Source organism: Roseicella aerolata (genome assembly GCF_020523605.1).
Lineage (GTDB): Bacteria > Pseudomonadota > Alphaproteobacteria > Acetobacterales > Acetobacteraceae > Paracraurococcus > Paracraurococcus aerolatus.
The window spans coordinates 1-13,745 of sequence record NZ_JAJAQI010000018.1 but is presented as its reverse complement, the minus strand read 5'-3'; the positions used below and the strand labels follow the sequence as shown (position 1 = coordinate 13,745).

Below are 13,745 nucleotides of genomic sequence, written 5' to 3'. Positions count from 1 at the left end.
GCCGTCCCCGTTATCCACAGTGATCCCCGTAATCCACAGGGGCCATTCCGCGCTAGAGTCGGGGCATGAACACCATCGACCAGCCGCCGCCCTTCGCGGGCGCCGGGGGGCTCCTCGGCCTCTCCCAGCGCGTCCCACCGTCCAATCTGCAGGCCGAACAGGCCCTGCTGGGGGCGCTGCTGGCGAACAACAAGGCCTATGAGCGGGTCTCGGAATTCCTCGCGCCCGAACATTTCGCCGATCCGATCCATGGCCGCATCTACCGGGCCATCCAGCGCCGGATCGAGGCCGGGCAACTGGCCGACGTCGTCACCCTGCGCATCGAATTCGAGCATTCCGGCCTGCTCGACGAGGTGGGCGGCCCCGCCTACCTGGCGCAGCTGCTGTCCGCCATGGTCGGCATCATCAATGCCGGCGAGTACGGCAAGATCGTCCATGACTGCTGGCTCCGCCGGCACCTGGTGGATGTCGGCGAGGAGATCGTCAACCGCGCTTTCGGCTCGGAGGCCGAGCTGTCGGCCAAGGAGCAGCTGGAGGCCGCCGAGCAGCAGCTGTTCGATCTGGCGAAGGACGGCGGCACCGAGGGCGGCTTCGTCACCTTCGAGCGCGCCCTGACCGATGCCGTGCTGCTGGCGGAGAAGGCCTTCTCCACGCCCGGCGGCGTCTCCGGCCTGCCTACGGGCCTGCGCGACCTGGATGCCAAGACCGGCGGCCTGCACGGGTCGGACCTGCTGATCCTGGCGGGGCGGCCGGCCATGGGCAAGACCGCGCTCGCCACCAAGATCGCCTTCGGCGCCGCCCAGGCCCTGGTGCGGGAGGCGCAGGAGAAGGGGGAGGGCGTGCAGCCCCGCGGTACGGTCGCCATCTTCTCCCTGGAAATGAGCGCCGACCAGCTGGCGACCCGCCTGCTGTCGGAGGCGGCGCGGATCTCCGGCGACAAGATCCGCCGCGGCGACATCTCCCAGCGCGACTTCGACCGCTTCGTGGAAGTCAGCCGCGAACTCTCCACCCTGCCCCTGGTCATCGACGACACCCCGGCCATCACCATCTCGGCCTTGCGCACGCGCTGCCGCCGGCTCAAGCGCACGCGCGGCCTCGAACTGGTGGTGGTGGACTACCTCCAGCTCATGCGGCCGGCGGCGGGCACGCGGCCGGAAAGCCGGGTGCTGGAGATCTCCATGATCACCCAGGGGCTCAAGGCCATCGCCAAGGAGCTGTCGGTCCCGGTCATCGCCCTCTCCCAGCTCTCCCGCCAGGTGGAGAGCCGGGAGGACAAGCGGCCGCAGCTGAGCGACCTGCGCGAATCCGGCTCGATCGAGCAGGACGCCGACATGGTCATGTTCGTCTACCGCGACGAGTACTACCTGGCGCAGCGCGCCCCGAAGGAGCTGACCTTCGACAACGGCGCCAAATTCGAGGAAGCGCTGACCAAGTGGCAGGCCGATATGGAGGCCGCGCACAACAAGGCCGAGCTGATCATCGCCAAGCAGCGCCACGGACCCACGGGCACGATCCGGCTGTTCTTCGAGAGCGAGTTCACCCGCTTCGGCGACCTCGACCAGGTGCATGGGCCGGAGGGGCATTGAGCCCGGCCCCTGCATGGCGTCACGCCGGCGCGGCGGCCATGCCGGCGTGACGGTCAGGCCGGGGAGGGGGCGGCGGTGCCCCGCCCGCCCTGCAGCGGATTGCGTTCAGTCCTGAAGGCCGATCCCTGATGCGACCCGGGCGCGGATGCCGGTTTCCGACCCGGGCGTGCCGCGGGATCCCCGGGGCGGTCCAGCACCTGGGGCGGTTCCAGGCCATTGGCGCGCAGGCGCCCGGGCAATGGGCCGTGCACGATGAGGCCGGTGCAGCGGCCCAACAGTCGGTCGAGGCGGGCGCGCCATTCTTCCGGGCGACGAGGGGCCGCTGGCCTTGCCCCGCGAACTCCGCGGCCTGCTCCAGCCCTGCCGGCGCGCGTCACCCGCGTCCGGCGTCCTGCATCCGGCGGGCTGCCTCGAACCGCTGGCGCAATTGCGGCAGCATCTCCGCGGCAAGCCGCCTCATGCCTTCGTCTCTCTCCTGCCCAGCGGCCTCATAGCCCCGGATCTCCTGCTCCAGCGCCTGGACCTGAACCTCCGCATAGCGGCGGCTCAGCGCGAGATAATCGAGTGGCTCCAGGTTCTCGAGGACAACCCTGTGCTCGAATTCCTCCGCCCCCGGGAGCGTCAATCCGCGCTCCTGCGCCGCGGCTTGCAATTGGCCAAGCTGCTGCCGCCTGAACTGCGCCATCTCGCGCGCAAATTCCTTGACCTCCGGCCTGGTGTCCTTCGAGGCGGCAAGGGTCGACATCCGCTCCTGCAGGAGTGCGGAACTCTGCGCGAAGGCGAGGAACCGGCCAGGATCGACGGGACGGGCGTCCGCTGGCGGGTTCTGGGCCGCGGCAGGAGCGAAGGCTCCGCTTCCGAACAGGGCGGCTGCCGCGGGACCACCGGAGAGGAGCAGCGCGCGTCGCCTAACCATGGCTGCCATCGCTACTGCCACCCCGGGACGCCGGTCATGTCCGGCAGCCTGTGGGCGATACCCTTGTGGCAGTCGATGCATGTCCGCTCCCCCGTGAACAGGAACCGCTCATGCGCCAGCGCCGCGCGGGGGTTCTGGCGCGACAGATCCATCGATACCGCGGAATGGCAGTTGCGGCACTCGAGGCTGTCATTGGCTGCCATGCGCGTCCATTCCCGTTCGGCCATGTGCCGCCGGAGGTCGAGGAACTTCTCCCGGGTGCTGATCGACCCGAAGATATGGCCCCAGACCTCCTTGGAAGCCTGCATCTTGCGCGCGATCTTGTCCGTCCACTCATGCGGCACATGGCAGTCCGGGCATCCCGCGCGCACGCCCGAGCGGTTGGTGAAGTGGATGGTGCCCTGGAGCTCCTCGTAGACGTTGCTCCGCATCTCATGGCAGCCGACGCAGAATTCGGTGCGGTTGGTGTATTCGAGGGCCGTGTTGAAGCCGCCCCAGAACATCACGCCGGCGACGAAGCCGCCGAGCGTCAGGAAGGCGAGGCTGAAGCCAGTGGCGGGCGACAGCGCGACCCGTGTCAGCTTCAGGCCCCGGAACCAGTTCCACAGGCGCCGGACCGGACCCCGCTTGCGCGGCGTCGCCCCGGCCCCGTCGCCGCCGGCGGGCGGTGAGGATTCCCCGGTCCCCGACATCAGCGGTTGCTCCGGCTGCCGGGATGCCGCTCGGGCTCGGTCAGCGCGTCCATGTCAGTGAAGCGGTTCTCGACCAGCGGCCGCGCTTCGGTCTGAGGCACGTGGCAGGCCAGGCAGGCGTAGCGGCGGGGCGCCAGGCCGCCGAGCGTGTTGCCCTCGCGGTCCTGGTAGTGCGTCACCGAGATCATCGGCGCCTGGCTCTGCTCGGTGAAGCGCCGGGCGTGGCAGGACATGCACTTGTTGGCGTTGAGGTCGAGCGCATAGCCCTCGATGGCGTGCGGAATGACCGGCGGCTGGTCGGGGTAGTTCCGCCGCACCCGCAAATCGTTCGTCACGGGGCGCTGCATAGCCGGCGCGGGCTGCTCGCGGGTGAAGGGCTCCGGCCCACGCAGCCGCGGCGCGTCCTGGGCAAGCAGCGTTCCCCCGGCGATGAGCGTGGCGCCCACCATGGCGCCCATCAGCAGGCGCGGGCGCATCAGCGCAATCCCGCGCGCGGGTCGGGCATGGAGGCGGGCGTCGGTCCCGCCGGGGCCATGGCCGCCACGACCTTCACCGCGCATTTCTTGAAATCCGTCTGCTTCGAGATCGGGTCGGTCGCGTCGAGCGTGACCTTGTTGATGAGCTGGCTGGCGTCGAAGAAGGGCACGAACACGGTGCCGCGCGGCATGCGGTTGCGCCCCCGCGTCTCGACGCGGCTCCTGATCTCGCCGCGGCGGGAGACGATGCGGACTTCCTGTCCCCGCCTGAGGCCCCGCCGTTGCGCATCCTCCGGGTGCATGAAGAGGATGGCGCCGGGAAAGGCCTTGTAGAGTTCGGGCACCCGCAGCGTCATCGAGCCGGAGTGCCAGTGCTCAAGCACCCGGCCGGTGACCAGCCACAGGTCGTAGTCCTGGTCCGGGGACTCGGCGGGCGGCTCGTAGGGTGCCCCGATCAGGTTCGCCTTCTTGTCGGGGTTGCCGTAGAATTGCAGGCCGGTACCCTTCTCCACATAGGGGTCGTAGCCCTCGCGGTAGCGCCACCTGGTTTCCTTCCCGTCCACCACCGGCCAGCGCAGGCCCCGAACCTCGTGATAGGTGTCGAAGGGCGCGTAGTCATGGCCGTGGCCGTTGCCGCAGCGGATGTATTCCTCCCAGATGCCCTTGTGGACGTAGAAGCCGAAGTGCTTCGCTTCATGGTTGCCGTAGGCGGGATCGAGATCCGAGAGCGGGAAGGCGTCCACCTGGCCGTTGCGGAAGAGAACGTCGAAGAGGGTCTTGCCCCGGTACTCCGGCGCCTTCGCCAGGATCTCGCTGGACCAGACTTCGTCCGTGGTGAAGCGCTTCGAGAACTCCATGAGCTGCCAGAGGTCGGAGCGCGCCTCGCCAGGCGCGTCCACCAGCTGGTGCCAGAACTGCGTCCGGCGCTCCGCATTGCCGTAGGCGCCCTCCTTCTCCACCCACATTGCGGTGGGCAGCACGATATCGGCCGCCATGGCCGTCACCGTCGGGTAGGCGTCGGAGCAGACGATCAGGTTCGCGGGGTTGCGGTAGCCGGGATAGGTCTCGTTGTTGGTGTTCGGCGCCGTCTGGAGATTGTTGTTGCACATGATCCAGTAGGCATTGAGCTTGCCGTCCTTCAGCATCCGGTCCTGCTGGACCGCATGGAAGCCGACCTTGGACGGCAGCAGACCCGGCGGCAGCTTCCAGATCTCCTCCACCAGCTTGCGGTGCCCGGGGTTCGTCACCTGCATGTCGGCGGGCAGGCGGTGCCCGAAGCAGCCCACTTCGCGCGCCGTGCCGCAGGCCGAGGGCTGGCCGGTCAGCGAGAAGGGGCTGTTCCCCGGCTCGGAGATCTTACCGGTCAGCAGGTGGATGTTGTAGACCATGTGGTTCGCCCAGACCCCGCGGACGTGCTGGTTGAAACCCATGGTCCAGAGCGACATCACCTTGGTCTTTGGGTCGGCGTAGAGCCGTGCCAGCGCCTCCAGTTGCGGCTTGGGCACGCCCGAGAGCTCATGCGCCCGGTCCAGCGTGTACTCGCCGACCAGCTTCGCATAGGCGTCGAAGTCGGCGGGGTGGGAGACGCCCGCATCATTGGCGTGCTGGGCGCGCAGCTCGAGCGTGTGGTCCGGCCGCAGCCCGTAGCCGATATCGGTGTTGGCCAGGCGGAAGTTGACGTGCCTTTCGACAAACTCCCGGTTCACCGCGCCCGAGCGGATGATGTGATTGGCGATGTAGTTCAGGATCGCCAGATCGGAGCCCGGCTTGAAGATGACGGCTGCATCCGAGAGGTCCGTCGTCCTGTGCTCATAGGTCGAGAGGGTGTGGATGCGGACATGCTCGGCACTGAGGCGGCGATCGGTGATGCGCGTCCAGAGGATCGGGTGCATCTCCGCCATGTTCGAGCCCCAGAGCACGAAGGCATCGGCGTGCTCGAAATCGTCGTAGCAGCCCATCGGCTCGTCGCTGCCGAAGGTGCGGATGAAGGTGACGGCCGCCGAGGCCATGCAATGCCGCGCATTGGGGTCGAGGTTGTTGGAGCGGAAGCCGGCGCGCATCAGCTTGCTCGCGGCATAGCCCTCGAACATGGTCCACTGGCCGGAGCCGAACATGCCGACCGCATCCGGCCCCTTCTCCCGCAGCATCTTCTTCCAGTGCGCGGCCATCGTGTCGAAGGCCCGATCCCAGGAGACGGGCTGCAGCGCGCCCTCCTTGTCGAAGCGCCCGTTCCGCATCCGCATGAGGGGCTGGGTCAGACGATCCGCCCCGTACATGATCTTCGACAGGAAGTAGCCCTTCACGCAGTTGAGCCCGCGATTGACCTCGGCGCGCATGTCGCCGTGGGTGGCCACGACGCGCCCGTCCTTCACGCCCACCATGACGCCGCAGCCGGTGCCGCAGAAGCGGCAGGGCGCCTTGTCCCACTTCAGCCGCAGTTCCTCGCCAAGCGGGATGTTCTGGGCCTCCGCTGGCAGGGCCACGTTGGCGGCCGCGGCGGCGGCGGCGGCCGCCTGGGCTTTCATCAGGTCACGACGCGAGAGTTCCATGGCTTGCAGCTCCCGGTGCTGGCGTCACTTGAATCGGGCGCATCGAATTGGTGGAAGACGAGGGTAGCGGCGAGCACGCCGTCCATGAGCTGGACAGCGTTCAGGCGCTCGACGATCTCACCCTCGGAAGCGGTCTCCAGGGTGACGACGAGCTTCCCCTCCGCCACGCCGCCATGGACCTCCATGCCCTCCATGGTGCGCAGCACGGCGGCGATCCCCCCCGCGCACTCCTTCCGGCAATGAACGACAAGGCTGGAGACGTGGAACTCGTCAGGCATGGACCGACGCCCCGGTTTCCAGCGCCGCGACCATGATGCCTGATGCAGGGCGGATGGGGATGTCGTCCGCGCAACCCGCGCGGGCTCCGGTATCGATCCACGGCATGGCGGCGCCGAGGGTGGGAGGGAAGCGGGCGGCTTCGGCCGGGCAGCCATCCTCGCCGGTCATGCAGGCCAGCCCGTGGGGAGCGAGGCAAGCAAGTGGGATCCCCATGGCGGTCCTGTCCGGCGGACCCGATGGCGCGCCCGATGACATGGTGCCGGCCCTAAACCGGCCCTGGCGGGCCGGTGAACAGGTAGTACATCCAGACCAGGAAGCCCCAGCCTGCGACGACACCCACCGCGATGACCGGCCAGATGAGGACTGCGAGGACAAGGAAGGCAAGCGCCTCGAGGCGTCTTCGGGCGCTTGTGCTTTCCGCGGTGACGTCGATCTTGCCGCTTGTGCCCGCATCTGCACTCACCACTGGTTCCCCCTTGGCTCCTGCACGCTTGGCTTCGTGAACGACGAAGGAAGAGGCGAGTTGCGATGCCAGATGCCTCTGTGGATTGCGTCGCTCGACTCCTCACTCATCGATCGGTTGGAGGACGCTTCGATTGCGGCTCCGCGGCGGCGGCGGTTGCTCTCCTGCCTGCGCCCGGTGACGCTTGCGGCGCCGTCCGTGGGGAGGAGGCGCCGGTTCCATCGGTGATCCGACCGCCTCCGCCCCGATCTCCTGGCGCGCTCGCCGTAGCGGCGGATGTGCTCCTCGTCCGGTGCTGGCTTCTCTCCCCCCTGCTGCTCCGGCGGGCCAGCATGCGATGCCGCCAGGCCGGTGACAGCGCTGCGCATGGGACACGCCAGGCCATCATCCACCATGGCGCGCTGGCGCGAGGGAACGGGGCACATGCGTGGTGGTTGAGGGCAAGGAAGCGACGAGACGCGGGAGGGGCGCATGACGGTGCAGCGACGCAACCTCATGATTGCAGCGGCCACAATGGGACTGGCCACGCCGCATCTGGCCGGCGCTCAGGAGGCCACCTGGCCGGACCGGCCCCTGCGCCTGATCGTCCCCTGGCCGCCAGGCGGCAGCACGGACATCATCGCGCGCGCCTTCCAGCCGCAGCTGCAGGCGGTGCTGGAGCGCCCGGTGGTGGTCGAGAACCATCCCGGCGCCGCCGGCGCAACCGGCGCGCAGGCGGCGGCGCGCGCCGCCCCCGACGGCAGCACCTGGCTGCTCGCCTTCGACACCGAGGCCACCAACCAGACCAGCATGCGCCTGCCCTACCGCACGCTGGAGGCCTTCGCGCCGGTGACGCTGGTGGCCACCGGGCCGCTTGCCCTGGTGGCGCATCAGTTCGCGCCCTACACCACCTATGCCGAGGTGGTCAGGGCGGCCCGGCGCGACCCTGGCGCGCTGCGCTACGCGACCAGCGGGACCGGTGGTCTGGCGCATGTCGCCGCCACGCTGCTGCAGCAGGCGGGCGGCTACCGGATGACGCATGTGCCCTATCCGGGCGGCGGCCCGGCGGCGCAGGACGCGGTGGCCGGGCGGGTGCCGCTGCTGATGTCCAACGTCGTCGCCGTCCGCGAGCACATCCGCTCCGGGGCGCTGCGGCCCCTCGGGGTGAGCACGCGCGAGGAGACGCGGCATCTGCCCGGGGTGCGTTCCTTCGCACAGCAGGGGGCGGGCGGCTTCGAGGCGCTGACCTGGTGGGCGCTGCTGGGCGTCAGCGGCACGCCCGAGCCGCTCCTGCGGCGGATGGGCGAGGCGATGGCGCGCGTGTTGGGCGAGCCGGGGGTCAAGGACAGGATCGAGGAGCGCGGAGCCGATGTGGTCGCCTCCTCGGCCGAGGAGTGTGCGGCCTTCCTGGAAAGCGAGATCACGCGCTGGGGGCGGGTGATCCGGGACAACCACATCCGGGCGGAAAGCTGACCGGACTGCACGCGGCCCCCCCCCGCGAATCAACCCTGCGCCTGCCCCGGGTTCAGCCCTGGCTGCTGAGCAGGCGGTTGCGCAGGGCGACGATCTGCTGCCTGAGCGCCTCGGCGGCCTCCCGGTCTTCCCCGAAGGCGCGCTCGACCCATTCGGGCTTGAAGGCGCAGGCCCGCTCGCGCAGCGCCCGGCCCCCGTCGGTGAGGCGGATGCGGACCTGGCGCTCGTCCTCGGTGCAGCGGCTGCGCTCGATGTAGCCGGCGGCCTGCAGGCGCTTGAGCAGCGGGGTGAGGGTGTTGCTCTCGAGGAAGAGCTTCTCGCCGATCTGGCCGACGGTCTGATCGTCCTCGGCCCAGAGCACGACCATGACGAGGTACTGGGGATAGGTGAGGCCGAGGTGGTCGAGCATGGGCTTGTTGGCCCGGCCGATGGCCTGGGCGGTGGAGTGGATGGCGAAGCAGAGGAACTCGTCGAGGTCGAGGCGGGGCTCGGCGGGGCTGGTCGCGGGCATGGCGGTTTCCTCCGGGTGTGGCGCCCTGGTATCCGGCCATTAGATCGTTAGCGACTTTCTCATGCGCGATCAAATTGCAGGGCAGCCATGCGGCCTTGTCTATCGTGCGCGATCTAATCGAGCGGTATCCATCTCCCCAACACCGGGCCATCGCCCGGTCCAGACGGAGACCCCATCATGTTCCGCAACGCCCTGATCGCTTCCGTGCTCGCCCTTGGCACCGCTGGTGCCGCCCAGGCCCAGGATAACGGCCCCCGGCTGATCGGCGGAGGCGCCGATGGCGGTCCGCGGGTCGAGTATGCCGAGCCCAGCCAGAATGTGGTCGGCGGCGGCCTTGCCCGCCTCACCGGCGAGGGCGGCAGCCGCAGCCTTGCCTATGCCGGCTCGACCATGGCGCAGGCGCCGTCCGGCCTGGTTGCCCGGATCGAGGGCGGCGGTACCGAGCAGAGGCTGGTCTATGCGCCGGCCCCGGCCGCCAGCACCAGCTTGGCCGGCCAGCTGGCCCGCCCCCGCGGCTGAGCCGCGGCGCCCTGACATGCAGAAAGCCTCATGGCCTCGCTCCGAGGTCATGGGGCTTTTGCCTGTGTGGGCCCTCCACTCGGGAGGGCTTGGGGTGGCTACCCTGGCTGGCCGCCGGGCCGTGCGTAGGCTCGGCGGCGCTGCTCGAGCACCGCGGCCTGGAAGGCGCAGGACGCGACCGGGATAGCCACATAGGTCCGTCCGGCAGGGCGGTCCGCACCGGCCAACCAGCCGAACCCGGCGCCGGGTACCGGCCGCGAAGCTCATGGACGATTCGACGCCGATCCGCAGCCTGCCGCCGGGCAACTCGCGCCGGGCCTCCGCGCCGCCGCGGAACGGGATGCGCAGGATGCCGATCCCGCCCGTGCGCAGCCTGGGCAGTTCGAGACCGAAGTGCTGCACCGGGCCGATGCCGGCCTCCGCCGCCAGGGTCACCGGCTCGCCGTGATCCTCCAGACGACATTCGACAGGTCATCGGCGACGATCAGGGCGCCCCGCGGGTCCACCGAAACCCCGACCGGCCTGCCACGCGCCTTGCCGTCATCGGTCAGGAAGCCGGATACGACATCGATGGGATCGCCGGCGGGCCGGCCGTCGCGAAACGGCACGAAGACCACCCTGTAGCCGACGGGCTGGCTGCGGTTCCAGCTGCCATGCTCCCCGACGAAGACGCCTTCGGCGAAATCCGCACCCATCGCCGGCGTCGAGAAGGCCAGGCCCAGCGCAGCCACATGCGCCCCCAGCGCGTAGTCCGGACGGATGGCCGAGGCGACCTTGCTTGGATCCTGCGGCTGTGCGCGCGAATCGACATTCTGCCCCCAATAGCTGTAGGGCCAGCCGTAGAAGCCGCCCTCGCGCACCGCGGTCAGGTAATCCGGAACGAGGTTGGGGCCGATCTCGTCCCGCTCGTTCACGACCGCCCAGAGCTGGTCCGTTCCTGGCTGGATGGCGAGAGCGGTCGGGTTGCGGAGGCCGGTCGCATAGGGCCGGTGCGCGCCCGTCTGCGCGTCGACCTGCCACACCATGGCCCGGTCGACCTCCGCCTCCATCCCGCGCTCGGTGATGTTGCTGTTGGATCCGATGCCGACATACAGGAATCGGCCATCGGGGCTGGCGGCCAGCGCCTTCGTCCAGTGGTGGTTGATCGCCGAAGGCAGGTCCGTGACCCGCGCCGGCGGCCCGCTCGCCTCCGTCTGGCCGTCACGATAGTCGAAGCGCACCAGGGAATCCTGGTTGGCGACATAGATGGCGCCGTTGGCCAGCGCGAGCCCATAGGGCGCGTTGAGATTGCCGGCGAAGATGCCCCGGGTCTCATAGGTGCCGTCACCATCCGCGTCGCGCAGCAGCGTCAGCCGGTTGCCGCCTTCGACCGAACTCTTGCCCAGACTCTTGATGAAGCCGGCAATGACGTCTTTGGGGCGGAGTGGGGGCGCGCTGCTGCCCATTCCCTCCGCAACCAGGATGTCGCCGTTGGGCAGGACCAGGGTCTGCCGTGGGACCCTGAGATCCGTGGCGATGGCCTCGATCCTGTATCCCTGCGGCACCGCCGGGCGATCATTGCCCCAGCTTGCCGGCCTCGGGATCGTCATGTCGGGCAGCAGGCCGCGCCGTGGCTCCGGAAGCTGCGGGTCGGGGCCACGCTGCAGCGGGCCGGGCTCGCCATCGCAGGCGGACAGGGCGACCGCCGCAGCGCCGATCAGAAGGGCCGCGCGCATCATGCCACTTCCCTCGACTGAAGGCCGGAGTAACCGATCCACGCCGCAACGAGCGCGAGGAGCGCCACGATCGCTGATAGGTAGAGGCCCTCCGGCATGGTCGCGAAGGCATCCTTCGCGTGGACGAGGCCATTGACGAAGCCGAGCACCCACATCGCGAGCAGCACGACGAAGTAGGCGGCCGCGTGCCTTCGGCGCACCGCTCCGCTGCGAAGCAGATCGATCAGTGCCCAGAGCACCACCAGGCCGCCGACGAGCAATCCGCCGGCGATGAGCCAGGATGAGAAATTGGCCCATTGCACATGGAAGCTCTTTCAGTAGGCGATATCGCTGATCAGTGCGCCCAGGAACAACGGGAGCGGAAAGGCGAGCAGGATCGCGTGCAGCGGGTGGATCGGCCTCGGGCGACCTGGCGCGGATATGGCGGCCACAGCGTGTCCTCTCCTTCCCCGGCCTGGCCGCGCGACGCGCATTGAAACCCGGCCCGCATCCGTGAAGGACGCCCGGGGGGCAACGAGGCAAGGCCCGGTGGGTTGCGGCTGCGCCGGTTCGCCAGTTGGTCTGCGCTGCGCGCCGCGGCGAATCAGACACCGCGGCCATCCAGCTCCTCGGCGCGGTGCTGCTCGGGATCGCCGGCGAAGGGGTCATCCGGAACCGCTGCATGCAGCTCGAACCCCGGCTACTCCAACCGGATGCGGACGGTGAGCGTCCCGTCGGCGAGCTCCGCGCCCAGTATCTTCGGCCCGTCCTTCGCCTCTATGACGCTGACCTTGCCGCTGCGCTCCAGCCTGGCCTCGGCGACCTGCTCCGGATCGCGCACGCCTTCCGCACGCAGGGCGCCGAGCAGGTCGTCGCGGCTCATATGGCTCCTGCGCATTTGCTCCCAGTCGATCCGCCCGTCCTCCACAAGCACGCGGGTGCGGCCCTTCACCAGGGTGCCGAATCGATCGGAGCGGAAGGCGAGGCTGGCAAAGGCCCAGTGCATGGCGACGAGCACGAAGCCGGCGGCAAGCGTCGGCGCGATGTCGGCGGTGCTGTTGACGGCGCGGCTGACCACCGAGCCCAGGATCACGCCGAGGATGACGTCGAAGGCGGTGTTCTTGCCCATGAAGCGCTTCTCGCCCCAGCGCACCATGACCAGGGCGGCGAGGTAGACCAGCACCGCCCGCGCAGCCATCTGCGGGAGCGTCGGGGTGTCGCTGCCCGCCCCGAACAGCCAGGTCGCCAGTCGGCCGAGTTCCTCCATCACCGCCTCCATCTGCGCTCCTCCTCAGACCGTCATCGTCGCCGCAGCGGCATGCGGGGTGCGAGTGCGGATCGGCGGGCAAGGCACCTGCACCATGAGCCGCAGGGCCCCCCCCCCGGCCATGCCTGGCCGGGCCCTGCACCGTCCCCGGCCTGCCATCCCGGTTCTTGCTGATGGACCGCGGGTCCACACGGTCGGCGTTCGGATGATTCCCCCAGGACGAGCCCTGGCCGGCATGCGGTGCCGTCAGGCTGCGGCCGCCTGTCGCGCAGGGGCTTTGCCTTGTATCTCTCAGAGGCTGTTGAGCAATTTTAGTGCGTGGGTGCGGCGTGGCTGAAACCGGTCCGATCTCCATGTGGGCTGGATGGATACTCAGCCCTACCCTTCCGACCTCAGCGACGAGGAATGGGCGATCCTGGCGCCTCTCCTCGTTCCCGGCCGGCAAGCCGGCCATCCCCGGGTGTTTGCGCCGCGACGGATCGCCGAGGCGGCGTTCTACCTCCTGCGCACGGGCTGCCAGTGGCGGGCGCTGCCGCACGACTATCCGCCCTGGCCGACGGTCTACTATCACTACAGCCGATGGCGGCGTTCGGGCGTCTGGGAGCGGATCAACGCCGGCCTGCGTGAGCGGTACCGCGCCGCGACCGGCCGCGATCGCCAGCCCTCGGCGGCCATTATCGACAGCCAGTCGGTGCGCACCACGGAGGTCGGCGGCCCACGTGGCTACGACGGCGGCAAGAAGATCTCTGGCCGCAAGCGCCAGGTGCTGGTGGACACGCAGGGCAACCTGCTGAAGGCCAAGGTGCACCCGGCCGATCTGCACGACCGGCGCGGCGCCGAGCTGCTGCTCGAGGGCCTCGCGGCGCAGTTCCCGCGCATCGCCCTGCTCTGGGCCGACACCGCCTACCAGGGGCTGAAGGCTTGGTTGGCGTTGACCCTCGGCTGGGCGTTGACGATCACCAAGCACTGGTGGACGGGCCTGCACGGCGTCTGGGTCGCGCCGGGCCAGCCGCCGCCGGAGATCCCGCGCGGCTTCCACGTCCTGCCGCGCAGGTGGGTGGTGGAGCGGAGCATCGCATGGTTCGGCCGGAACCGGCGACTGGCGAAGGATTACGAACGCCTGCCCAGGACCAGTGAGATGCTCCTCTACGCCGCCATGACACGCCTGACCCTCCGGAGATTGGCCACACCCACGCACTAAAATTGCTCAACAGCCTCTCATGAGAGCTGTGCGCGGATGTGCTTGGACGCGTGCCGAGGAGGATGATTCGTTGATTGTGCGGCGGACGGAGGTCGGCATGGCACGGCGACGGATTGGACAGGAAGATCTCATTGCACGGT

General features: G+C 69.3%; 15 protein-coding genes. 4 read left to right on the top strand and 11 right to left on the bottom strand.

The features are described from left to right. Positions 1–65 precede the first annotated feature (65 nt). On the top strand, positions 66–1,586 hold the full coding sequence (locus LHA35_RS13165; RefSeq protein ID WP_226608736.1) for a replicative DNA helicase: 1,521 nt from the start codon (positions 66–68) through the stop codon (positions 1,584–1,586). A 373-nt stretch (positions 1,587–1,959) separates the two neighbouring features. Here the strand turns inward: LHA35_RS13165 and LHA35_RS13160 are convergent, their stop codons facing one another. The 7 genes from LHA35_RS13160 to LHA35_RS13130 form a co-directional block, all read right to left on the bottom strand. Continuing rightward, positions 1,960–2,523 carry a DUF4142 domain-containing protein gene (locus tag LHA35_RS13160; protein ID WP_226608735.1) on the bottom strand — a complete coding sequence of 188 codons (564 nt, stop codon included), beginning with the start codon at positions 2,521–2,523 and terminating at the stop codon, positions 1,960–1,962. Next, complete coding sequence (locus LHA35_RS13155) at positions 2,514–3,194, bottom strand: NapC/NirT family cytochrome c (RefSeq protein ID WP_226608734.1); 681 nt, start codon at positions 3,192–3,194, stop codon at positions 2,514–2,516. Before LHA35_RS13155 ends, LHA35_RS13160 begins: the two co-directional genes overlap by 10 nt. Beyond that, positions 3,194–3,670 (bottom strand): nitrate reductase cytochrome c-type subunit, encoded by a 477-nt coding sequence (locus LHA35_RS13150; RefSeq protein ID WP_226608733.1) that lies wholly within the window; start codon positions 3,668–3,670, stop codon positions 3,194–3,196. The genes LHA35_RS13155 and LHA35_RS13150 overlap by 1 nt, the downstream gene beginning before the upstream one ends. Next, complete coding sequence (gene napA, locus LHA35_RS13145; RefSeq protein ID WP_226608732.1) at positions 3,670–6,219, bottom strand: nitrate reductase catalytic subunit NapA; 2,550 nt, start codon at positions 6,217–6,219, stop codon at positions 3,670–3,672. Before napA ends, LHA35_RS13150 begins: the two co-directional genes overlap by 1 nt. Then, entirely contained in the window at positions 6,195–6,497 is a 303-nt protein-coding gene (locus tag LHA35_RS13140; protein ID WP_226608731.1) for a chaperone NapD, read from the bottom strand. The genes napA and LHA35_RS13140 overlap by 25 nt, the downstream gene beginning before the upstream one ends. Further along, a complete protein-coding gene (locus LHA35_RS13135; RefSeq protein ID WP_226608730.1) occupies positions 6,490–6,666 on the bottom strand; it encodes a hypothetical protein in 177 nt (58 codons plus the stop codon). Before LHA35_RS13135 ends, LHA35_RS13140 begins: the two co-directional genes overlap by 8 nt. Before the next feature lie 97 nt (positions 6,667–6,763). Next, entirely contained in the window at positions 6,764–6,961 is a 198-nt protein-coding gene (locus LHA35_RS13130; RefSeq protein ID WP_226608729.1) for a periplasmic nitrate reductase, NapE protein, read from the bottom strand. 513 nt (positions 6,962–7,474) lie between these two features. On the opposite strand from LHA35_RS13130, the gene LHA35_RS13125 reads away from it, so the two are divergent. After that, a complete protein-coding gene (locus LHA35_RS13125) occupies positions 7,475–8,413 on the top strand; it encodes a tripartite tricarboxylate transporter substrate-binding protein (RefSeq protein WP_226608728.1) in 939 nt (312 codons plus the stop codon). Between the two features lie 52 nt (positions 8,414–8,465). On the opposite strand, the gene LHA35_RS13120 is transcribed toward LHA35_RS13125, so the two are convergent. Next, positions 8,466–8,924, bottom strand: coding sequence for a MarR family winged helix-turn-helix transcriptional regulator (locus tag LHA35_RS13120; protein WP_226608727.1), 459 nt, complete (start codon positions 8,922–8,924; stop codon positions 8,466–8,468). 177 nt (positions 8,925–9,101) lie between these two features. On the opposite strand from LHA35_RS13120, the gene LHA35_RS13115 reads away from it, so the two are divergent. Next, positions 9,102–9,443 carry a hypothetical protein gene (locus LHA35_RS13115; RefSeq protein ID WP_226608726.1) on the top strand — a complete coding sequence of 114 codons (342 nt, stop codon included), beginning with the start codon at positions 9,102–9,104 and terminating at the stop codon, positions 9,441–9,443. Between the two features lie 431 nt (positions 9,444–9,874). On the opposite strand, the gene LHA35_RS13110 is transcribed toward LHA35_RS13115, so the two are convergent. The 3 genes from LHA35_RS13110 to LHA35_RS13100 form a co-directional block, all read right to left on the bottom strand. Next, on the bottom strand, positions 9,875–11,158 hold the full coding sequence (locus LHA35_RS13110) for a PQQ-dependent sugar dehydrogenase (protein ID WP_226608725.1): 1,284 nt from the start codon (positions 11,156–11,158) through the stop codon (positions 9,875–9,877). After that, complete coding sequence (locus tag LHA35_RS13105; protein ID WP_226608724.1) at positions 11,158–11,460, bottom strand: DUF2231 domain-containing protein; 303 nt, start codon at positions 11,458–11,460, stop codon at positions 11,158–11,160. The genes LHA35_RS13110 and LHA35_RS13105 overlap by 1 nt, the downstream gene beginning before the upstream one ends. A 377-nt stretch (positions 11,461–11,837) precedes the next feature. Next, positions 11,838–12,416, bottom strand: coding sequence for a DUF421 domain-containing protein (locus tag LHA35_RS13100; protein ID WP_226608723.1), 579 nt, complete (start codon positions 12,414–12,416; stop codon positions 11,838–11,840). A gap of 352 nt (positions 12,417–12,768) precedes the next feature. On the opposite strand from LHA35_RS13100, the gene LHA35_RS13095 reads away from it, so the two are divergent. Further along, on the top strand, positions 12,769–13,605 hold the full coding sequence (locus LHA35_RS13095; RefSeq protein ID WP_226608722.1) for an IS5 family transposase: 837 nt from the start codon (positions 12,769–12,771) through the stop codon (positions 13,603–13,605). The last annotated feature ends 140 nt before the right edge of the window (positions 13,606–13,745 follow it).